Genomic DNA, 22,496 nt, shown 5'->3' with positions numbered 1-22,496 from the left:
AATGGTACTGCAGTCAAATGTGGGAGAGTAGGTCGCCGCCAACCTATTATTAAAAACCCTTATCCTAACAGATAAGGGTTTTTTGCTTTTATAGTAATTCAGTTGCGAGGGGCTAGTTGCTAGGTTCTAGACCATGGAAAAATTACAAAAAATATTATGGGTTATTTTACCCAATATTGTTATTTTTATAATGACTAATATTGAATTCTTAAACGCCTCCATGAATCACCCCCTCACCGTGGTCTGTGGCTCACAGGCCACCAATGTATGGTAGAGCAAGATTGTCAATGGTAAAGAGAAAAGGTTTAAGAGCGAATAAAGGCGAAGATAGTGAATGAGTAGTCATGGCCTATGACCACAGGCCATGGTAGTGAATACGATACATTTAATTCAGAGATAAACAAAAAAGACAAAAATTGAAACGAGTGATGAACTACATAGTATTCCTTATAAGCATTTTGTGCTTGCAGGAAAGTTATGGAGTTACAAGTAGCCTCACCGTGGACTGTAGCTCACAGACCACCAATATATCCTTACTCTCTGCACCAACTACTTTAAGTAGCTACCCCGCATTAAAATCAAACATTACTACAAGCAGTTCATTGCTGCAATCAGTTGAAGGAACAACAACCTTACAGAGTAAATTGCAAGCAAGTGGCGGCTATATAATGAGCAAACTCAATGGAGAGCGTGCTGCAGTATTAGTGGATTATGCCAAATTTTTTAAAGCAAATACAGGTAAAGAGAATGCATTTAAGAACGACAACTATGCCTTTGATGCCTGGTGGATAGGGGCAAAAAGCTCTGCTGGCACAACTACAGAGTTAACGGATGCAGATATGTCTCCGGGCTTAGTTGGTGTAGATGGCGGCTCAAAAGAATTGTTGTACGCTAAAAAAGTAATTGCACCAGCCAATACCCTAGACATGATTATTCATGCAAATGGTAGCAGCTATAAATTTGAAATAAACGGTAGTTATATAGAAGGCGACCATCGTGTACTTGCAGGTTGGTTAAAGAGCAAAGGCTATAATACACAAACCATACGTTTACTCTCTTGCAGCGAACTTAGCTCTGCACAAAATCTCTGTAATAAATTAAACCAAGCTATAATTGCTACAGATGGGTATGTATGTATCTACAGCGATGGTGGTTTATCAGTTGTGCCAAGAAACGGCAATGGCGATACCAAGTGGTATTCACTAAAACCTGGAAACATACGTAATGAAATGGCGAGCCCGCGTGCGCCGGACGAAAATGCTACGGATTTTGTGCAGATGGGTACAATCCCCAAAATTGCCTCAGCAAGTAAACCAATTGTTGCTGATCCATTTAATGCTAATGGAACATTAAAAGCAAACGTTAGATATAATACAGGGCAATTTGCAAATCATCTAGGTGAAACGGATAAACTAGGTAGAATTATCTCAATGAAAACAGATAATTTACAAATGACAAACGAAGCAAAGCGATTGAGAGATGATCCAAATTCAATGGGTAAAGAACCTGGTGATCATGTTGGTCACTTGATTGAAGATCGGTTTGGAGGGTCTCCGAAATTAGATAACATTATTTCACAACTGGCTAGAGTTAATTTAAGTTCGTTTAAGATTATTGAGAAAGCGATTGACCCCCCAATCAATTCTGGCTTACAACCTGTAACGGTAAGTATTGAGATTAAGGTAATCTATACCAGTAATGATTTAAGACCTTCAAGCTTTGTCGTTAAATATGCAATAGATGATAATGAAGAAATTACATCTCCTGATATATTGAATGATTAATTATTATATTTTAAATAAATATGGAAGACATAATCTTAAAAAGATATTTTATCAATATAATTAAAAATTGTCTTGAATATATTGGAAACAATGTAGAAGATATTAGTATCATGTTTGTTTATATATCATTTGAAGTAAATCCATACTTTAATGTTTATTTTAGTAATGGAATTAAAACAGTAAAAAAAAATAAATTAAATGAAATTTCTAAAACTTATATAGATACTTCACGTGAAGCTCAATCAAACTTAAGCGATATTTGTCTCGATGAATTGTTTGAATTGCGAAATGAAAAAAAAATAAATAATACTTATAATCTTCCAGTACAAATAAAAATTACACATTCCATAGATACTAAGGCCTCTTCTTTTGAAATATCTTATACAGATCAAATTCTTGACAAAACAAATACTCTTAATGTTGATTTGGCTGAAAAATGGTTTGCTGAATTGGGTGGCGAATTACTCCCACATTCTTTGTATCGGATGAAACAATTATTTGGTGATGATTTTTTAGAAAAGAAATAATCTCCCTCACCGTAGCCTCCCTCACCGTGGTCTGTGGCTCACAGACCACTATGTATGATAGAGAAAAATAGTTCACTTTAAAGAGCAAAGGTTTAAGAGCGAAAAAAGGCGAAGTGACGTTTGGGTGGTAAATGGCTAATGATGAACTGTGTGTCACAGGTCATGGTAAAAGAATAAAAACAAGCCCAGTTGATGATGGAGGACATTTAATAGGAACACAATTTGGAGGTACTGGCGATCAAATAAATTATGTACCCATGCCTGTTAGTGTAAATAGAGCTGGAGGAAATGATAATTGGTATGCAATGGAACAAGCTTGGGCAGACTATTTATCAAATCGAGGAACTTCAACTAAAATAAAAGATTTAGTAATTACTGTAAATTATTCAGGCGGTTCAAAAAAACCAACAACTTTTGACGTTACTTGGAAACAGTTTAATACTGAAACAGGTGATTATGATAGAAATTCAAAGCGGATAAATAATTATTAATTATGAATATAGATGTTAATAAAATATTAGAAATTTCTAATAGGCAGTTGATAGAAGTAATGAATAATGAATCAGATGAAGCTCGTATTATATATGAAACGAATTGGCATTATGGCTCTATCGGCTTTTTTATTGCTCCAGCTAGCAGTCCTGAAACAGGCAAAAGTTTTATTGATATTTATTATGAAAATGGCACAAAACCTCCGAAAGTGGAATATGGATCAATGCTTGTTAATAAAACTTGTTTTATTTTGAATTATGGAATTGGAGAAAATTATCCTGAATTATTAGATTTTTTCAAAGAAGGGTATTTAACTAAAACATATAATCAAATAGATATTGTTATTGAAGATAAAAAATTTGTATCCTATACAACTGTTTGGAATCAAAGAGTTATAGATAAATTTTACGCCGATCGCTATTATTCTCAACCCTATCGTGCCAACTATAATGGAAAATTTAAACCCTGGTATTTAGAGACGGGAAACTTTACGGAATTGCCGACTGAAGAAACAACGATCCCAGATGATGTTATTATTGATTCTTTGCCATCGTTAACCAAATACTTGAAATGCATTACAATAAGTAATAAGAAAAAATGGGACTGTACGTTTTTAACGTTTCAGATTTCTGGGTTTTCTTCTATATACAGTCTTATACGAGAAGAGTATGTGTATCTCGATAATCAACATTCAGATATAGATAAGCCGCATGCATTTATACATGAAATTAAATTCAGTACAGAAGATTTCAAAAAAATATTTACTGGATTTAAAAAAGCAAATTTATGGGATGCCTATACCATCGAATTTCAATTAAAAGCAGATGGTTCATTTGAGTATTATGTGTTAGATGGCTATAAAAAATGGGTTAATGGTCGAGATGTAAATCCGAAGTCGGTTGAAGAATTTGAAAAGGAAATGGCTGATACATTAACAGAAGATTTAAACGCAAGCGAAGAACCTATCACTTCAGATTATCTGTTACAAAACATCTATGGTTGCGTTTCTGCAAACGTTCCCGACGACTTTGAAAGTATAGAGGCAGTAATTACCCGCAGTTTTGTTGGAGATACACAACAACTTTCAGGTAGTTATTCTTATAAACCAAATGGTTTGTTGAGCAACTCAAAATTAGTTGAACCAGGCGAACAGATTTACCCGATCAACGTTACCGTTCGTTTATTGGATGAGTTTTATTCAGAACAATCTAAAGACTGGCGTAAAGCAGTATTGACATTTAAAAGTGACGGTACATGTGACGTAAAAATAGGGAAGTAGAATATGACTTTTTTACCGTGGCCACCTCACCGTGGGATGTGTGTTACAGGTAAGGGTGAGAAAACCAAACGCATTTAGATTTAAACAAATACGACATCACAAAATTTTACCGCTTAGTTCTACCATGTTGGCCTTGGTATTGACCTTGACGATGCCCTCTTGTATTTTTATGATTATTGAAATATTGACTTTTACTGAGCATGTTTTCAAGCTTGATAATTACATACAACTCATGCGTTCCTTTACTGTAACTTTTTAATGGATTCAATGTAATGTCATAGCTGTATCCTATAAATATATTAGGAATATTTGCGCCTATAATTGCAACGACAGCATCACTACTCCGATAAGAAAGACCTGCAGTAAAATGTTGTGCAATGGTAGCCTTCACATTTAAATCGATTTGATACGGTGCTGCAAAAACTTTCCGAACCAATGTTGATGGCTCAATACTTAGGTTGTCATTAATCACAAATTCATATCCTGCAGATAAAAAATAAACGCGACTCACTGGATTATAATTGCGATCAGCAATATCAAATAAATTCACAGGAGTTTGAAACATGTTTTGCATAGACAAACCAACAAAATAATGATCGTTGTACAAATAGGCACCAGCACTTGCGTCTGGAACAAATTTGGAAATTGCAGCGGTAGTAATAACGGGATCATTCGGTTGGTCAAAATGCAACTTTGAAGGGTCAAAGCTAAATTGATAAAAGCTTGCCGAAAGACCAAAAGAAAACCAAGTGTCACTTGCTTTGCTTAGCTGAAAGTGTCGTGCTGCAGAAAAGCTTAAACCTGTTCTTCTACTCGGACCTGCTACTTCATTGAAAAAGTTAACACCAATCCCGACAAACTTGCCTGTGTAAGCATGGGCAGAAATTGATTGGGTTACAGGCGCATCTTTGATGCCAAGCCACTGTCTTCTTACTGTAGCTACAACGGGAATCATTTCATCAGATCCCGCTACTGCTGGGTTTATAATAAATTGATTGAACATGTACTGACTATATAAAGGCCCTTGTTGCGCTTGTATACACAAGCTAACACTGAATAGAAAAAGAACGAGAACAACTTGTTTCATAATTGAATATATTATCTAATAACCGTGAGTGTTCCGCTGAATGGCACATCATCATCGGATTTTAAATTAACCTCGTAATAATAGGTACCACTGGAAACGTTGTTGCCTTTGAAGGTTCCATCCCAAGGCGTAGCATATCCTGCAGAGGAGAATATCGTTTCTCCCCATTGATTGATCACTTTCACTTTTATATCGGGGTACAATTCTGAATCCCGAATTACCCAAACATCATTTGTATTGTCCCCATTAGGAGAAAATGCATTTGGAATAGTTACAACATTGATACATGCTTTTGGATTTGTCGGCACCGTTACCGTTGCTGTAAAAGGACAGGTGTGTGAATCTGTAACAGTAATGGTATAGTTATTCCCTAACAAATCAAATAAGTCTTTTGAAATAGTTCCATTAGACCAAGAATAGGAATATGGAGGAGAAGCGCCACTGTTAAACAACACAACACTTCCATCGTTATTGTCTTTACACGAAACCTCACTCACAGAAAAACCGAACGTAAGATTTTCAGGCTGTTTAATTTCCCCAGTAACTAGCGCAGTACACCCGTTTACATCATCGATCAATACGTTATAAACACCTGCATGTACCTTAGAAATATCCTGCGTTTTTTGACCACTTGTCCATAAGTATGTATAAGGAGGCAGACCACCTGTCACAGAAAGATTGATGCTAGCATTTGAACTATCGTAACACGTAGCATCTGTAATAGCTAGATTTGTTACCAATAAAAAAGATTCCTTAACCTGCATGGTATCATAATACTCGCATTGAAAAAAATCTTTAATTAATAAATAATACGTGCCTACTGGAATATTCGTCAGATCCTCATCTGTTTGCCCCAATACAATTTCAGGAGTAGACCATTTAAATGTATATGGTATCACGCCACCACTAACGGCTAAATCAATAACTCCATCCTTAAAACCGTAACACTTTACATCTGTAATACTTTCAACAGCAGTGATGGGGTCTGGTTGAGTTACTTTAATGGAAGTATTCAAACTACACCCATTCACATCTTTAATATGTACCGTGTGAAAGCCCGCTTTTAGTTCGTATACATCTTGAAGCGTAGTGCCATCCTCCCATACGTAAGAATAATATGGGGAACCTCCAAATGCAGTGAGGTCAATGGACCCATCACTTCCACCATAGCAAGACACATTTTTAACTTCAAAAGAAGATTGTAATTTTGTAGGTTGACCAACCACTCTACTATGAGTTGCTGTACACCCTTTGGAATCTTCTACAGTAACAGAATAGGTAGAAGCTAATAGACCTTCTACATTTGACGAGGACTCTCCATTACTCCATTGATAGGAATACGTTGGATTTCCACCTGTTACAATCAACGCAATCTTTCCTTCAGGCTCTTGAAAGCAACGCAGATTGGTTACTTCCGAAGTGATTGTGAGCGGTTCAGGTTGTGAAATGGTTACAAAGTAATTCGCAAAGCAACCTGTTTGATCTGTTATTTTTACAAAGAATGTACCTGCAGGAAGGTTTGGATGAAGTGCTGTTTTTAAACCATCGAACCATTCTATTGAATATGTTACATTGTTCGGAATATTAACGAGTACCGTTGCTGAGCCGCTACTTTCATTATTGCATTTGGCTGGCTCTTTGGTAAACCCAACCGTAAAGCTGCATGGTACATAAGCCGCGAGGCTTGTAATGCAAAATGATAACAGAACAAATACAAAAAGAATTAGGTGCTTCATGTTTTTTTGTATTTATTTTAAAATAGTTAAAGGACCTGTAAAAGATGCAGACCCGTCGCCTCTGTTAAAAATATAATAGTACGTTGCAGGTGGTAATAAATTACCATTGTGTTTCCCATCCCATGGATCTAGATATGGAGACGCAGAATATAGTTGTTGTCCCCATTGATTAAAAACTTGCATGCTGTTGTTCGGATACAGTTTAATGTTTCGCAAAACCCATTTATCATTCACACCATCACCATTTGGTGAAAAGGCATCTGGTATAAATAAACAATCTCCATTTCCACCAGCAATAGTCGCATCTTCTGTTGTCGTACAATTACTCTTGTCTGTCACAGTTACAGTATAGAGTCCAGCAGAAAGATTTATTATGGATGAAGTAGGCGAACCGTTCGACCAGATATAGGAGAATGGAGGTGTTCCATTAGTTACAGTTGCATGTAATTCTCCATCTTGTTGTTCTGCACACGAAATGTCTTTTATTGCAACATTCGCACTCATTTTTTTAGGAGAAACGATAACAGCTTTATTTAGTATAGTACAGTTTTTTGAATCCTTAACCGTAACCGTATACACGCCAGCAGTAAGATTGTTCGCCACATCACCCATACTTCCGTTAGACCAACTTATATTATAGGGAGCTGTACCACCTGTTGCTACAACTTTAGCATTGCCATCAGAACCATTGAAACAGTTCAAATCTTTTTTTGCCACAGTACTTTCTAAAATAAACTGAGGTGCTGTTATTTCAATGTAGTTGTCTGCAGTGCAATTGTTTTTATCATTAACAGCTAATGCGTAAATGCCAGCGGGTAATCCTGTCAATAGATTGGATGTATTACTTAATTCTAAATCCGCATTTTTCCAAGCGTATTTATAAGGCAAGGTGCCTCCAGATACATTAGCTAATACACTCCCATCTTTACCGCCTAAACACGCAACATCACTTAATAAAGAAAGAGCAATCTCCAACTTTTGAGGTTCTAGAAGAGATGCATTTAAATTCCTTATACATCCATTCGCATCTTTTATACTTAATGAATAGGGGCCTCCAGAAAGTAATCGTATATCTTTATCTGTTTGTCCATTTGTCCATTGATAAAAATAAGGTTGCACACCACCACTTACATCAGCAGAAATAGAACCATCAAATTTTCCAAAACATGTAGGATTCACTGCATTCAGTATTGTTGCTTTTATATCGGGTGGTTGTGAAATTAATATAGAATCGGATTGTTCGCAACCGTTACCATCAGTTAATCTAACAACGTGCTTTCCAGCGGCTAGTCCTGTTGTGGCAGACGATGCTTGTCCATTACTCCATTGATAGGCATAGCTCGGTGTGCCGCCCGTTGCAGCAACTGATGCAGTTCCCGACAGGTCGTTATAGCAAAGCAGATTGGTTGCAGAAATAGATGTACGAATAGGGTCTGGTTGTGTAATGAGTGCATCCGCATGCACACGACAGTCATTAATATCTGTAGCAATCACATATTGCCTTCCAGCTGGAGCCGAAGACAAATCTTTTGTAGTAAGTCCTGTAGACCATTTATATTTCACAGGCTCCGTAACACCTGTTACATCAAATGTTGCAGATCCGGTAGAAGAACCAAAGCAGTTTGCATTTGTAGCTAACAGATTAATCTGTAATTTTCTAGGGATGAGTCGAAAAGGGTCTGTAATAAATTGCTCAGAAAAACCTTCTAGTTCCCATGTTCTATTCACATAATCGGGCAAGTCAAAGCCTGCGACCTTAAGAGCAGGTGGCTTTACAAGAGGGCCGATCTCTAAACTAAAACCAGGCAATGTCAATTCAAAACAAATTTCAACTCCAATATTAAAACAGGTTCTTGGAATGATGTCAAAATCTGGGAATACGATACCAAACGTAAATGCTTCAAAAACGAGTTCCACATCAACACGATCGTATGTTCTGTTTGTAAATTTATTTGTTGAAATAGCATAGCTAGCATGAATGTCCATTTGAGACATATTGCAAGGATATTGAATATTTAAATCTGCTCCCAAGGGCACGTCAATTATGGAATCTCTGCCTTCTGAAATAGACCCCGTTGTTGTATTCTTATAGGAATAGCCAACGATTACGGGCGTTCTTAATTTAAGATTAACGGTAGGATGAAAAGTGAATTTTTGCGACTGCGATACAGGCAAATTCAAATTCATTGTAAATAAGGTCCAGTTCAATTCAATGAAACGACGTGTGCCACCTAAGTCTTTAATGCCTGCAGGTGGAATTTTAAAACCAGAACTAAGTATAGCGAAAAAAGTACCAATTGGTGGTGGTGCAAAACTAAGCAATTGAATAATATCAAGGCTGGGAATTAAATACGGATCACTGCCTGTTGCTATCAGATCTTTTCCTGATAAACTTGCTGTAGTAACTACGTTTGGAATTTTAACCGAACCACTTAACGGAGAACTTGGAGGAAGCGAAGCACCGCCACCACCCGAAGGCATGGAGCCGTTGCATACAGGTGGAATATCCAAACAGGGATAAACAAACTCATCTTTATTTACTTTAAGGATTACCCAATTAAAATCTACTAATGGACTTGGAATAGCGCCACCAGCAAAATCTGGGGGAAATATCTTTACACTGAAACAATCAAAAAGACATACATCAATACCTACTTGCATATCAAACATAATGGGCATATCCAATGCTATTTCACCAGTTGCAGGATATGCAGTAGTCAATTCATAATCATCCTTCACGACATAGTCGGTCTTCATAATTATGGTTTCACCAGCATTAAACGTAGAGTCTTCTGGCAGTGTAAGAGTTGTTTTAATTGGATACTTAACACCAATCCCACCACCTTCAAAGCCACTAACTTTAAATGCTAAAGGACCAAGACCAAATGCGAACCTACCCCAAATACCTACCCCGAATTTAAGTTTAGCAACTGTTAAAATAGAACCTGGACGCGTATCAAAAGAAAAATCACTGCCTACGCGATCGAAGAAATTTGTAGTTCTATTTAATTGAAATCCTTCCCCTGGGCCCCACATGGATTGCAATGAGTCAGTTTCAAATACCACATCATGCTCTACTATTTTAGTTTGCGCGTGAGCATGAATGCTAAATACAATTATGAATGTTAGAAAAGCAATACCAGAGCAGAGTTTGCTTAAGAGTTCTTTTTTTAACATGTTCATTTTTTAAACAATAACGTAAACATACTTTCTCGTATCGGTACAACTAATTGTGAGGAGAACATATCTGGGAAGTTGGCCATAATAATATCCGTGTCGTTATAGGTACCTGTTACAAGCATCATTCGTTGCATTTTTATATCACTTACAACAAACGTCAGATAGTAAAGGACTCCCTCCCAAGTAGGAGTGACGATTTTTTCAGTCTTTATTAAAATCAAATTTTGTGTACTAAAATATTCTTTAGTCAAACTTAAGTTAAACGCAATGGGATTTCTATCTTTTGCAATAAAAGATGTAATAGAGCTTGATGTAGCTTTATGTAACAGACCATTGAATAAATAAGTGGTGTCAAAATGTTGAGGTGCTTGAATACTCGTTCCATTATCTGGAAATGTAAAACGTTCAGATTTCAAATATTGATTTGAATTCTGAGCATGCACATATGCGGCAGTAAGGATCAAAATGACAAGGCACAAAAGTTTATTCATTACTTAGGCATTTTTAAAAGCTTACAATAAAACCGATCCATATCTGTTGTTAACATCAAGATGTAAGAGCCAGGGGGAAGTGCATCAAGAATTATATTTTGTGAAGTAGTTAGAATATCAGTTTTCAATAACAGAATCCCATTCACGTCGTACACATAAGCTGTTACAGGATCTACATAGGATTCCATTTCAATAGTAACAGAATTTTCAAATGGATTTGGATAACAAATAAAAGTCGATTTTTTCAAGCCTTGAGTTATAGATAACGCATTTACAAAAATTGTTACCGGAGCAGAGATAGAAATACACCCAGACAAATCTTCTACCTGGACGGTATAATCTCCGCTTTGTTCTGCAACGATAATGCGTGTATCTGCACTTGGCAACGCACTGTTATTTAAAAACCATTGATATGTTAAGCCTGCGGAAGCATTAAGAACGTTATTGTCACCTACTGTTATTACTGGGGGAGGAATGCAAACATGAATGATATTTGAAAAGGATGCACACCCATCTGCACGTAGCACTTTTATTTTATAATCGCCTGTTGCATTCACAAGATAATTTTGGCTTGTGGCATCAGAAATGGCTACATTATTTACATACCATTGATAAAAAGTTCCCGGCGTTGAATTCAATACATTCCCATTTGCTTCTATATGAGGAACAGGAATACAAACAACAACAGGATCTGCTTGCACGCTACAACCATTGGGGTCTGAAACTTGTATAGAGTATTGACCATTTTCTGTAACTTTATAAATTTGATTTATTGCTCCAACAATAGCCGATCCATTTTTGAACCATTGATATGTAAGAAAAGACGCGGTAGAAATAAATTCTTTATCTACTGTAATAACGGGTTTTAAAACAGGCTTTACATTTACACTAATTCCAGAAGAAGTATTGGTACATTTTTCATTGATTGAAACAACTACATTGTAAATTCCAGATGCAGTAACAATATAATCCGAGTTATTTCCACCGGTAGGAATGGCTACATTGTTTTTTCTCCATTGATATAAGAATACGGGATTGGCAACGGCTGATAAAATAACTTGTCCACCAGTACAAAATTCCAAAGGACTTGAATTTGTTATCGTATTTGGCGGAACAGAATAAACTTGAATTTTTTGTACTGCGGATGTATCCGAGCAACCTATAGAATTATATACCCGTACATTATAGTCGCCACTTGTTTTAATTATCTCCACACGATTTATCATTGATGTTATGGATACATTATTTCGAAACCATTCATAAGCTAGGCCTGTACCAGGAGTTGCATTTAAACGCACAGAATCGCCTGTGCAGAAGGTTAGATTCCCTGTCACCTGTAGATTCGCTAAAGGAACCGCAAAAGATGAAAGTGTAAAAACGGAGGACGTGTCTTTACATTGATTTATGTCAGAGATAATTACACGGTACGTACCCGATTGTTTTCCATAATAGGTAGAAGATTGAGCGGCAGGTATAGTTGTTCCATTTCGTTGCCATATAAATGTATAGTTGCCTGGAGAAGCATGGATACCTACAGAGTCATTTGCGCAGAAAGAGCTATTTCCTGTCTGGGTTGCAACGGCTACTGGTTGTGGGTATATTGTTACATCAAGTGTTGAGGAAACTCTGCTGCAATTTATAGCATTCGTAACTTTTATCTTATATAAGCCACTTTCAGTAGGAGTGAATACATTCGTATTTGCAATGGGCAACAAAGTCCCGTTTTTAAACCATTCAATTGTATTGATAGAAGCGTTAGCAGATGTGCTCAATGTAGGCAATTGATAGGAACAGGAAATTAAGTTGCCACTATTGGTAAGTGGCGCATTTGGTGCAGAGTTTACACCGATGGTATCTTGGAGAGAATACGTGCCACAACCAAGTTTATTTTTCACAAATACTTTATAGAAACCCGTAGAGGATGCTTTGTAACTTGAAAGAGTATCTGCAGCTAGAAGGACATCATCTTTGTACCATTGGTAGAAAGATGATGGAGTTACAGACGCTTGCATTTCAAGACTGTCGTCTTGACAAATAATAAATTTCCCAGCGGGTGCAATTATCGATACAGGGATGGGTACAGATACAACAGCTAATGTTCGCGATGTATCTACACATCCTTTATTATTTGTTAGAACAACACGATACGCACCAGAAGATTTAGCAGTAAAATTCGATTTTGTTTCTGTTGCAATAGCAGCATTAGATAGTTGCCATTGATAGGTATTTCCAAATCGCGCAGTAATTGTAACACCAGCAGTATCACAAAACGTTAACTTCCCTAGAATACTAATGGTTGTGTCTGGCAACGGGTTTATAGTAATAAAAACACCGGGAGAATATTTTACACATGCAATGGCAGGATTGTTTGAGCGAACAATAATTCTATACAAGGCAGAATCTGTTGCATAAAAATTTGATGTCGTAGCACCAGCAATATCAACACCATTTTTCTGCCATTGATAATTCAACCCCGTTCCCGTTACAGCTTTCAATAGTATGGAATCTCTTTTACAAGTAGTAGTTGTGGTTGGCTTTTGAATGGTTGATTGAAAATATGGGCAGGGATCTATACGTGCTACAAAAGAATTCAGTCCTAAACTGCCATTGATGGCGACCGAACTATCTACGCGCATGATGGTATTAAAATAACCAGTAAAAAATACTTGGGAAGAATCGTATGCAACAATATCATTTCCTGAATCTAATTTACCATCTGCATATACCTGCAACCATTGCGGTGTACCATCTTGTTTGTATTTCGCAACATATAATGAAAGACCAGCCTTTGCAGTTATACTTTTATTTCCTGTCGAAAGAACTGCGCCAGAGGATGATTTTTTTCCAAAGACACCGGTAGTATATACGTTTCCATCTATATCGCCAGATACACCTAAAACGGCCGCTGCCGAATCTGCAGCAGGCACGGTAAGGATTTTAACCCAATCCATGACACCAGCTGTATCATATCGTGCTACATAACCACCATAATTTGCAATCGTTTTTACTGTATCACCACCAATTACATTTTTGTTTTTAAACCCACCGCCTAAAAGTATATGTTTTTGATCTTTTTCAAGTTCTATAGAATTTACATTGGCAAGACTTTCTTTTTTAAGCCAAAGCAAGGCTCCGTTAGTGTTGAATTTTGAAATGAAAACACCCGATGTTCCTGCAGGGAATTTTATTGTTTCTTGTTGAACAATAACGGTGTCAATAATATTTCCCGTTAAAAATATATTTCCATCAGTATCCTGCCAAAGATCTTTGCCTTCAGCTTTAGATACAGCATTTTTCCCTTTAGAAGATTTAATCCACAGATAATTTCCTGAAGCATTCAACTTCAATACATAAAGCGCGTAGGTTGTTGATGAAATCGTATCTGCGTCATTTAAGGAAATAACGGAACCTTTATATTTACCCGTTAGTACCATGCTGCCATCTGTAGCAGCTGAAATAGATGAAGCCGTAATTTCGCTGGATGCGTTGCGCGTAAAATTTGATTTCACCCAAATGAAATTTCCATTTAAATCAAAGGCCGCAATGAACACGTCGCTTAAAGAAGCGGTATTGGTAATCGTTGTATTTCCAAAAGTAAGTGAGCCTTTATAATGACCCGTAACAATAACGGTGGACAATGATGTTGAAACACTTTTTACTTCGAACAAGGAATTGTTTTCGTTCCCAATTATTTGTTTCGACCAAAGTAATTTTCCTAAAGCATTATATTTTACTAAATATCCATCAAAGCGCGCTATAGGAAGTGGCAAGGTTGTTGGCGTTCCACATGAAGGGTTGTGTAACGTGTCATTTTGAATATTCAAATCACAGGTGAAAATGCCTGTTCCATAAACATTCCCTGAACCATCACGAGCGATAGAGGAACCCAACGAAATGCTTTGAGTGCTTCCGTTGCTTACCCATTGTGCCTTACCGATGTTTGCAAAACCAATTAAAAGTACAAAAGCTAAAAATAATATTTTTTTCATGATTGTTTATTGTAAAATAACCTCGTTGCCAATGTTGTTTTTCTGAGTCATAATATCCAGCATGGAACCAGAATAAAACAAGGTTTTGCCATCTGCACTAATAAAGTATAAAGGGTTGCTAACGTCTTTTATTTTCTTTTCAAACGTACAGGTTAAGGTATAGCGGGCAGTTTTGAATAACTCTGTGGTTAGGCTGTCGTTCTTACTGGAAGGCCCAGTTATGTCTGCCTTAGAAATATCATTTATTTTTGAAAAATGTTTCGAGTCGTATGTATAGTGTGTTGCCGCTCCATTACTAGGATTTTCGCTAGAACTTCGAAGTACGTTAATGGATTTATTAAGCGATTCTATATTTTTAAAAGAGTATGTTGCACCAATAATGTAGGAAGTTGTATCACATACCGTTTTGTAGTTTGAAATACCATCAACTGCCTCAAGGGTTTGTTGCAGCGCATCAAATTTAACCTTCATCTGCAAAAGAGGATTGGGAGCGGACAGATTGGTTTTTAATTTCGAAGTTGAATCATTAAAAGAGCGATTAAAATCGCGACTCATTGTAAATAGTGGCTTTATTTGCGAAAGGTCCATTAAAAAGGAGTAGGTTCCAGAACCATCATTTTTTAGAACAATATTCTCTTTAATTTCAAAACAAGAAAAAAGGGCACCTAAAATTATGCAATAGCCAACAAGCCAAGTTAGACGTTTAGTCATTAGATTTTATTTATTATAATTAATTAACACGTCGAGGATATGCTATTGTACATGATGCGTCAAATTATTACTACAGCCAAATATTCAATTCTATAAAACAAATGATAAAAATCATTTTAACATACTTATTTTCACGTACGTAAATGTAGGTGTTTTCCATAAAAAATCCATAAATATTGAAAAAATCCTCTTTAAGTAAAAAAAATGCAATTTTTTTGTGTAATAAATTCTTTTTGTTTTCGAGCTTTCAAACGACTTTCAAATAAAAATTCTTACTTTTTATTGAAATAACTGCATTTTTTAATAAAATATTATTGGATGCTGAAAGGTTTCAAACAACTTTTTCATAGTAATTATAGTATATTAATACAGAAGTAATTTTCATCATTTTCATTTTTACAGCTATATGGAACAAGTAAAAGAATTTATAACGCAACTTTTTGGCACAGAATCTTGGCCTGCTAGATGGTTTTGCGGTCAATGGAGCGATTTTCATGGTTGGCTTTATATTTCATCGAGTATCGCAATTTGGGCTGCCTATTTCGCAATTCCACTCATATTAATATGCCTATTGTATAAGCGTAAAGATTCAATACCTTTTCAGAGAGTATTTGGGCTATTTATTTTATTCATTTTAAGTTGCGGATCAACACACCTAATTGATGCTATTATTTTTTGGCACCCCATTTATCGGATTAGTGCGCTTGCTCTTTTTTTTACATCAATCATATCATGGATCACCGTAATTGCTTTGTTTAAAGTTATACCGGAAGCGTTAACATTAAAATCCCCGAATCAATTAGATGCAATTGTTACGGAACGGACAAAACAATTAGCGGTTGCTAATGATAATCTCACCCGTCTTAACAAAGACATGGATAATTTTATTTATTCTGCATCGCATGATTTAAAGTCGCCACTAAATAACATAGAGGGGCTAATGAATTTATTAAAAACAGAAATAAATAACGATAGCAATAAGGAAGATATTAATGATTTAATAGATCGAATATATGCATCTACAACAAAAGCAAAAACCACAATAGTAAGTTTAACGGATATCGTGAAATTACAATCCAATCCTTACCAGGATATTGAAGAAGTGGAAATCCGAGAAATAATAAAAGAAATTTTATTTGAAAACGAAATACTCGTTAGAGAAAATAAAGCGATTATAATATTTACTTTAAATATTGAAAGGATAGCGTATAGTAAGCAAGCGCTAAAAAGTATTTTGTACAATTTAATAATCAATGCTATAAAATATAGATCACCTGATCGCGACCCTATGATTGAAGTACATTCCAACTACAACGCATTCACAAAACGAAATGAAATTAAAGTCAAAGATAATGGATTGGGTATAGACTTGAATCTGTACAGAGACAAAATATTTAATCTATTCAAACGATTTCATGAACATATTGAAGGGTCCGGAATTGGATTGTATATTATTCATAAATTAATTGAAAGCAAAGGAGGTAAAATAGAGGTGGAAAGCACCGTAAATGCAGGCTCGACGTTTAAAGTTATCTTTTAATAATTAACATCAATTTAGATATGCGCAAATTAGTGTTAAAATTACAAGAGCGGAATTAATTTAAAAATGACATTAAAAAAAAGCCTTACATATTCTGTAAGGCTTTTAATTCGTTTGAAATAGTATTAATTAAATTGATTTTTATAGTTTGCTTTAGTCTTACGTCCTTGAACATTTGCAGAAGATGATGTATTGGATGGAGCAATTACATAATCTCTTTTTACAGTTTTATTTGTTCGTTGAGATCTTAAGGAAATCTCCTGCCCAGTTAAATTTTGGTGCATATCAACACTCTTAGCAGCTAATCTTTTATTTGCGTGCTTATAATTGTTTATAGAAACTTGCGGATCATTGCTGTTATTTTGAGCAAAAGCAACACTTAAACCTAATAAGGTAACCACTACGAAAACCATTATATTTTTCATATCTGTATAGTTTTATAACGAACTATACAAGTATACGTTTTATTATAAGTATTGGGAATACCGTTATTTCCTTAGTGATTTAACAGTATTTAAACATTAAAATATCCGTTAAAACACTTAGATTATGTTCAAGTCCATCGCCTTTTTAATCAGTTCGGCTGAATTGTGGACTTGCATTTTCTTCATAAGGTTTATACGATGCGTTTCGACTGTCCGAACGCTAATATGAAGCTTATCTGCTATTAATTTTGTGCTAAGGCCCATTGAAACTTCTTTCAAAATCTCTTTTTCACGTTTTGTTAATGAGTCACTTAGTTGAGAGCCTTTAATAATATCCGGGTTTGCAAGTCCATTTAAAATTATGGAGTAAATATCCGGTGAAAAATATTTTTGACCTATGCTTACAGCCTTTACCGCTTTAATAATTTCTTCGTGATCTGTATTTTTAAGTAAATAGGAAAGCGCCCCTGCTTGAACACTTTTTAATACATATTCAGGATTATCATGCATGGATAACATGATAAATTTAACGGTATGATTATATTGTTTTACTTCACTTATAACTTCAATGCCTGTTTTTTTAGGCATCGTTATATCTAGCAATACAATCTCAGGATTTAGTGTATCAATGAGTTTAATAAGCTCTTCGCCATCAGCTGCCTCACCAACAACCTCAAACTCCTCTATAGATTGCAACAGAGCCTTAATGCCATCTCTAATTAGTACATGGTCATCCGCTATTACAATTTGTATCTTTTTCATAACAACTATTCATTAAAAAGTTAAAGGTACGCAAATTGTTATAGACGTGCCATCACTATTTGATTCTATTTGAAATTTGCCATCAATTAATTTGGCACGCTCACTCATATTTCCAAGCCCTTTCCCCGTATTTTTTTTATTTATGTCAAAACCAACACCATCATCCTCAATAGACATTATTAATTCATCTTCTGTTTCTTCTACATAAATATCAATGCGTGTCATATTTGAATATTTTACCGCATTATTTATTGCTTCTTGTGCAATACGATACAAACTTATTGTAATGTCAAATTTATTTTTTGCAATGGATTTGTATGGGTATGAGATATAGCTTAATTGTATCGGTAATTGATATAATTTACCAGAGTAATCTACTAAGGATTTTAATCCAGCTTCAAGTCCAAAATCAATCAATACTGCAGGCATAACATTGTTCGAAATCCTTCTTAATTCACTGATCGTATCGTCAATAATTTTCTGAATATCTTTTTTACTTTGGGTATCTTCTTTAAGCAATCCTATACGAAGTCTTATTGCAGTTAACATTTGGCCTAATCCGTCGTGAAGCTCTCTGGCTAGTCGCTCTCGTTCTTTTTCTTGACCTTCTATTAATGCACTTGTTTTCTGCTTGGTTAGCACTTTTTCTTTTTGCTTACCAGTTACTATATCCGCTCTCATCTTTAATAATGCGCTGCCTAGCGTGTCTTCGGGGCTCAGTGTTTTATATTCAGAAGTATAATCGCCCTGGCCTATTGCGTTGGCAAAAGAAGCGGTAGCAGAAATACGTTGTTGTAAATTTATAATTGCATCTTCAATCTTTCCAATCTCATCTTTTGAAAAATTTTGTTTTCTAAAAGGCTGATTGAATTTCCCTATTGAAATAGTATCAATAAGCCGGGTTAAATTTTCAATGGGATTAATAATTCTTTTAACAAGTATGAGCGTAACAATCATTAATGCAACAGAAATGAGCAATGCAATACCTATCATATAATTTCGAATTGTATTGACGGTGGCCATGGCTTCCTCTAAATCGATTTCAGAAATCAATAACCATTGAATTCCTGCATAACCAATTTCGCTTTGCACACTAATTACATCAACCCCTCTGTAATCTTTAATCAATTTGCTCTCGGAATATATATCGCCTTTGTTTGGGTTTAAGGTTGCGTCGGTTTTTACTAAGATACTATTGGGTCTAGTATTTTGTAAGAAGCGCGATTTACTACGCATATAATAATCAGTACCCACCAAATAAGACTCCCCTGTAGAGCCCATTCCAGAGCGTATTTCTAAAATATCTTCCAGATAAGTATGGTCAATAAAATATAAGCCCCAAACGGAAGCATTCTTTAGTTTGAAAACACAAAGTAATTGCGCATGCGCCTCGGCAAACAAATAGGTAATATCAACAAAGAAGATTTCATTATTATGCGATGTGTGAGTACTTCTCAATTCTTTATGAAGTATATGCAATGTTGAATCTGGGAGTATATTGTTGAACGCTTCATGCTGAATAATCTTCCCAAGTGAATCCATAAACACAATGTCTTTATAGGAAGACCGTATCGATGGATTAAATAAGGAATCATTACTATTGATTTTATAGGTATTGTCTAATATGTGCAAATCATGCATGCTATGTAATGCATTCAATTGAAATTCATCGTCGCGCACATCTCTAACAATACCTGATAAAAAATCTTCTATGGATTTTTTCTTAATTACATTTACTGCAACAAGTTGATTGGTGGTTTTCTCAATTATTGTATTTTTAAAAATCAGATACAATATACTGGAAACAGTAAGCAGGGTTACAACCCCAATGAGTAAATAAGAAATAGAAAGTTTTGTAGAAATGGTTAAGGTATTTACAAAACGAAAATGTTTTTTTGATCTCAAAGCTCCAATCTTTTTAATACGTTCCGTTTAAAACTATGCATCTAAAAAATGCATCAACTTTATTAAATATAAATAATAACTATAGATTTATGCACACATTTCCCTTAGATTTTAATTAATAGCCAATCAATTAGGTAGTAAGAGTATTTCATTTAAAAGAAATCGGACTCAATGGACCCTGATAATTAAATAAGGTATTTAAAAAATGGCTTATTTAAATTTTGTAGATTTATGTAATACCGTAAATAAAAAAAAGATTTTATAGTTATGCATCCTGAATATTCTAAACTACAACCCTACTTGGAAACCCTTAGGGTAAAGCCAAACAAGTCAGTTGATTTGAAAGATGATTTTAAAACAGACTATGACGATAAAATCTTAAGTAAAGAAGAAGGGGAAGCCTTGCTTCAAACCGGAATCGATCTTTTGTCAGAGATGCAAGATAAATTGTACGCAAGTGGAAAACATAGTGTATTGATAATTTTGCAAGCCATGGATGCTGCTGGGAAAGATAGTGCCATTAAAAATATTATGACGGGCTTAAATCCCCAAGGCGTTAAAGTTACAAGTTTTAAAGTGCCTAGTAGTAATGAGTTGGCGCACGATTATTTGTGGAGGCATTATATTGCCCTACCTGCAGCGGGAGAAATAGCAATTTTTAACCGCTCGCATTATGAAAATGTATTGGTTACTCGTGTGCATCCAGAGTATATCTTAAATGAGCACATTCCCAATGTGACTAGTGTAAAAGATATTGATCAACAGTTTTGGGACACCCGGTTTAAACAGATAAATAATTTTGAAGAACACATCTCTGATAATGGTACACTCGTTTTAAAGTTCTTCTTACATGTTTCTAAAAAGGAGCAAAAGAAACGGTTTATTGAACGTATTGAGAACGATACAAAGAATTGGAAATTTTCAACAGCAGATTTAAAGGAAAGAAGTTGCTGGAAAGACTATCAAAAAGCTTATGAAGACATGCTTTCAAATACCTCAACAAAATGCGCTCCGTGGTTTGTAGTGCCAGCGGATGATAAATGGTTTACCCGATTGTGCATTGCAGGTGTGATATGCAATGAATTTGAAAAGTTAAACCTTAAATATCCTGTTGTCTCTGATGAACAAAAGGAAAAGCTTGCAACGGCAAAAAAAGAGCTTGATTCAGAATAATACTGTAATAAAAAAGCGGAGGATTGCTCCTCCGCTTTTGCTGTTTGAAAGATTGATTTAAAAATTCTTTTCGAAAAAAATCCCCGTCGAATAGTTCACAAGGATACGGCTAAATATATGATCTGGCAAATTATAGTACACCAAATACTGCGCGTGAATGTTTTTATTAACATAAGATAATCTAATAAACCATGTTGTAACATTTAATTTGGCTACTGTCTCCCTTATCTGAAGAATTAAATAGTATGATTTCATAAAAAAAGCTACATGAATATGTAGCTTTTTTTATTTTCGATATTTGAATGAAATTATTTTGCTGAACTGTATAATGCAGCAACTTTATTCCAGTCAATAACATTCCAGAATGCAGAGATGTAGTCTGGTCTTTTGTTTTGATATTTCAAATAGTAAGCATGTTCCCAAACATCAAGTCCTAAAATTGGAGTGCCTTTTACTTCAGCGATGTCCATTAAAGGGTTGTCTTGATTTGGAGTAGATGTGATTTTTAATTCGCCATTTGCAACAATCAACCAAGCCCAACCAGAGCCAAAACGCGTTGCGCCAGCAGCCGCAAATTGTTCTTTGAATGAATCGAATGATCCAAATGCTTTATCAATCGCAGTTGCTAAATCACCTGATGGTTTTCCACCAGCGTTTGGTGCCATGATTGTCCAGAATAGAGAATGGTTGAAATGGCCACCACCATTATTGCGGATTGCAGGAGTATATTTGCTGATGTTTTTACAAATCTCTTCGATTGTTAATGATTCTGCATCTGTTCCTTTAATTGCGTTATTCAAATTGGTGACATATGCATTGTGATGCTTACCATGGTGAATTTCCATAGTAGCTTGATCGATATTTGGTTCTAATGCGTTGGTTGCATACGGTAATGCAGGTAATTCAAATGCCATAATTGTATATGTGTTTAAAATGGATAAATTGTTCTAATAATATATAAGATAAAATTAATTTCTGAGTTTACGAAAGAAATCGAGTAATAGCTTTTCACTTTCTTCAGAAAAGGCTCCTTGCTTCACAGAGGTTTTTGGGTGCATTTTCAAGTTAGGTATTGAACTATATCCACGTTTGATATCTTTAGCTGCGTAGACGACATTGCTTATTTGAGACCATGTTAAGGCGCCAGCACACATTACACAGGGCTCTAACGTTACGTAAAGCGTGCAATCAATCAGGTATTTACCTCCTAAGAAGTTGGAAGCAGCGGTAATGGCAAGCATTTCTGCATGTGCCGTTACATCCTTTAACAATTCCGTTTGATTGTATGCTCTTGAAATGATTTGATTGTTACACACAACTACTGCACCAACAGGGATTTCTCCTAAATCAAAAGCCTTTTTTGCCTCCTTTAATGCTTCCCGCATAAAATGCTCGTCGCTATGAATGGAAAGCAT

General features: G+C 35.4%; 17 protein-coding genes. 6 read left to right on the top strand and 11 right to left on the bottom strand.

Annotated elements, in window-relative coordinates:
- The first annotated feature begins 500 nt into the window (after positions 1 to 500).
- From Q0543_RS08040 to Q0543_RS08025, 4 genes are all read left to right on the top strand, one after another.
- Positions 501 to 1,784 carry a DNA/RNA non-specific endonuclease gene (locus Q0543_RS08040; protein WP_299251115.1) on the top strand — a complete coding sequence of 428 codons (1,284 nt, stop codon included), beginning with the start codon at positions 501 to 503 and terminating at the stop codon, positions 1,782 to 1,784.
- Positions 1,785 to 1,804: 20 nt separating this feature from the next.
- On the top strand, positions 1,805 to 2,311 hold the full coding sequence (locus Q0543_RS08035; protein ID WP_299251113.1) for a hypothetical protein: 507 nt from the start codon (positions 1,805 to 1,807) through the stop codon (positions 2,309 to 2,311).
- A gap of 131 nt (positions 2,312 to 2,442) precedes the next feature.
- A complete protein-coding gene (locus Q0543_RS08030) occupies positions 2,443 to 2,802 on the top strand; it encodes a DNA/RNA non-specific endonuclease (RefSeq protein WP_299251111.1) in 360 nt (119 codons plus the stop codon).
- Between the two features lie 2 nt (positions 2,803 to 2,804).
- Entirely contained in the window at positions 2,805 to 4,082 is a 1,278-nt protein-coding gene (locus Q0543_RS08025; RefSeq protein ID WP_299251109.1) for a hypothetical protein, read from the top strand.
- A 106-nt stretch (positions 4,083 to 4,188) separates the two neighbouring features.
- Here the strand turns inward: Q0543_RS08025 and Q0543_RS08020 are convergent, their stop codons facing one another.
- Genes Q0543_RS08020 through Q0543_RS07995 form a run of 6 tightly spaced genes read right to left on the bottom strand, consistent with a single transcriptional unit; the run spans position 4,189 to position 15,276 of the window.
- On the bottom strand, positions 4,189 to 5,169 hold the full coding sequence (locus Q0543_RS08020) for a type IX secretion system membrane protein PorP/SprF (RefSeq protein ID WP_299251107.1): 981 nt from the start codon (positions 5,167 to 5,169) through the stop codon (positions 4,189 to 4,191).
- An 11-nt stretch (positions 5,170 to 5,180) separates the two neighbouring features.
- The gene (locus Q0543_RS08015) at positions 5,181 to 6,905 is read right to left on the bottom strand and encodes a gliding motility-associated C-terminal domain-containing protein (protein WP_299251105.1); all 1,725 of its coding nucleotides are present in this window, start codon (positions 6,903 to 6,905) and stop codon (positions 5,181 to 5,183) included.
- 12 nt (positions 6,906 to 6,917) lie between these two features.
- On the bottom strand, positions 6,918 to 10,082 hold the full coding sequence (locus Q0543_RS08010; protein WP_299251103.1) for a gliding motility-associated C-terminal domain-containing protein: 3,165 nt from the start codon (positions 10,080 to 10,082) through the stop codon (positions 6,918 to 6,920).
- Between the two features lie 2 nt (positions 10,083 to 10,084).
- Positions 10,085 to 10,576, bottom strand: a complete 492-nt coding sequence (locus tag Q0543_RS08005; RefSeq protein ID WP_299251101.1) for a hypothetical protein — start codon at positions 10,574 to 10,576, stop codon at positions 10,085 to 10,087.
- Positions 10,576 to 14,565, bottom strand: a complete 3,990-nt coding sequence (locus Q0543_RS08000; RefSeq protein ID WP_299251099.1) for a T9SS type A sorting domain-containing protein — start codon at positions 14,563 to 14,565, stop codon at positions 10,576 to 10,578. Before Q0543_RS08000 ends, Q0543_RS08005 begins: the two co-directional genes overlap by 1 nt.
- A 6-nt stretch (positions 14,566 to 14,571) precedes the next feature.
- Positions 14,572 to 15,276: a hypothetical protein gene (locus tag Q0543_RS07995; RefSeq protein ID WP_299251097.1), complete on the bottom strand. Its 705-nt coding sequence runs from the start codon at positions 15,274 to 15,276 to the stop codon at positions 14,572 to 14,574.
- A gap of 406 nt (positions 15,277 to 15,682) precedes the next feature.
- Here Q0543_RS07995 and Q0543_RS07990 point away from each other — a divergent pair, with 406 nt between their 5' ends.
- Positions 15,683 to 16,816, top strand: coding sequence for a HAMP domain-containing sensor histidine kinase (locus tag Q0543_RS07990; RefSeq protein WP_299251095.1), 1,134 nt, complete (start codon positions 15,683 to 15,685; stop codon positions 16,814 to 16,816).
- Between the two features lie 125 nt (positions 16,817 to 16,941).
- Here Q0543_RS07990 and Q0543_RS07985 read toward each other — a convergent pair whose 3' ends face one another.
- The 3 genes from Q0543_RS07985 to Q0543_RS07975 all read right to left on the bottom strand — a co-directional run bounded on the left by Q0543_RS07985 (position 16,942) and on the right by Q0543_RS07975 (position 19,908).
- The gene (locus Q0543_RS07985; protein ID WP_299251093.1) at positions 16,942 to 17,241 is read right to left on the bottom strand and encodes a hypothetical protein; all 300 of its coding nucleotides are present in this window, start codon (positions 17,239 to 17,241) and stop codon (positions 16,942 to 16,944) included.
- Positions 17,242 to 17,358: 117 nt separating this feature from the next.
- Complete coding sequence (locus tag Q0543_RS07980) at positions 17,359 to 18,003, bottom strand: response regulator transcription factor (protein ID WP_299251091.1); 645 nt, start codon at positions 18,001 to 18,003, stop codon at positions 17,359 to 17,361.
- A gap of 12 nt (positions 18,004 to 18,015) precedes the next feature.
- A complete protein-coding gene (locus Q0543_RS07975) occupies positions 18,016 to 19,908 on the bottom strand; it encodes a sensor histidine kinase (protein ID WP_299251089.1) in 1,893 nt (630 codons plus the stop codon).
- A 267-nt stretch (positions 19,909 to 20,175) separates the two neighbouring features.
- On the opposite strand from Q0543_RS07975, the gene Q0543_RS07970 reads away from it, so the two are divergent.
- A complete protein-coding gene (locus Q0543_RS07970; protein WP_299251087.1) occupies positions 20,176 to 21,081 on the top strand; it encodes a polyphosphate kinase 2 family protein in 906 nt (301 codons plus the stop codon).
- Positions 21,082 to 21,389: 308 nt separating this feature from the next.
- Here Q0543_RS07970 and Q0543_RS07965 read toward each other — a convergent pair whose 3' ends face one another.
- Positions 21,390 to 21,995: a superoxide dismutase gene (locus Q0543_RS07965; RefSeq protein WP_299251085.1), complete on the bottom strand. Its 606-nt coding sequence runs from the start codon at positions 21,993 to 21,995 to the stop codon at positions 21,390 to 21,392.
- 54 nt (positions 21,996 to 22,049) lie between these two features.
- Complete coding sequence (locus Q0543_RS07960) at positions 22,050 to 22,496, bottom strand: nucleoside deaminase (protein ID WP_299251083.1); 447 nt, start codon at positions 22,494 to 22,496, stop codon at positions 22,050 to 22,052.

The sequence above is a fragment of the uncultured Cytophaga sp. genome (assembly GCF_937863595.1).
Lineage (GTDB): Bacteria > Bacteroidota > Bacteroidia > Cytophagales > Cytophagaceae > Cytophaga.
Note: the sequence above shows the minus strand (reverse complement) of the source record. Positions and strands in the feature narration are given on the sequence as shown.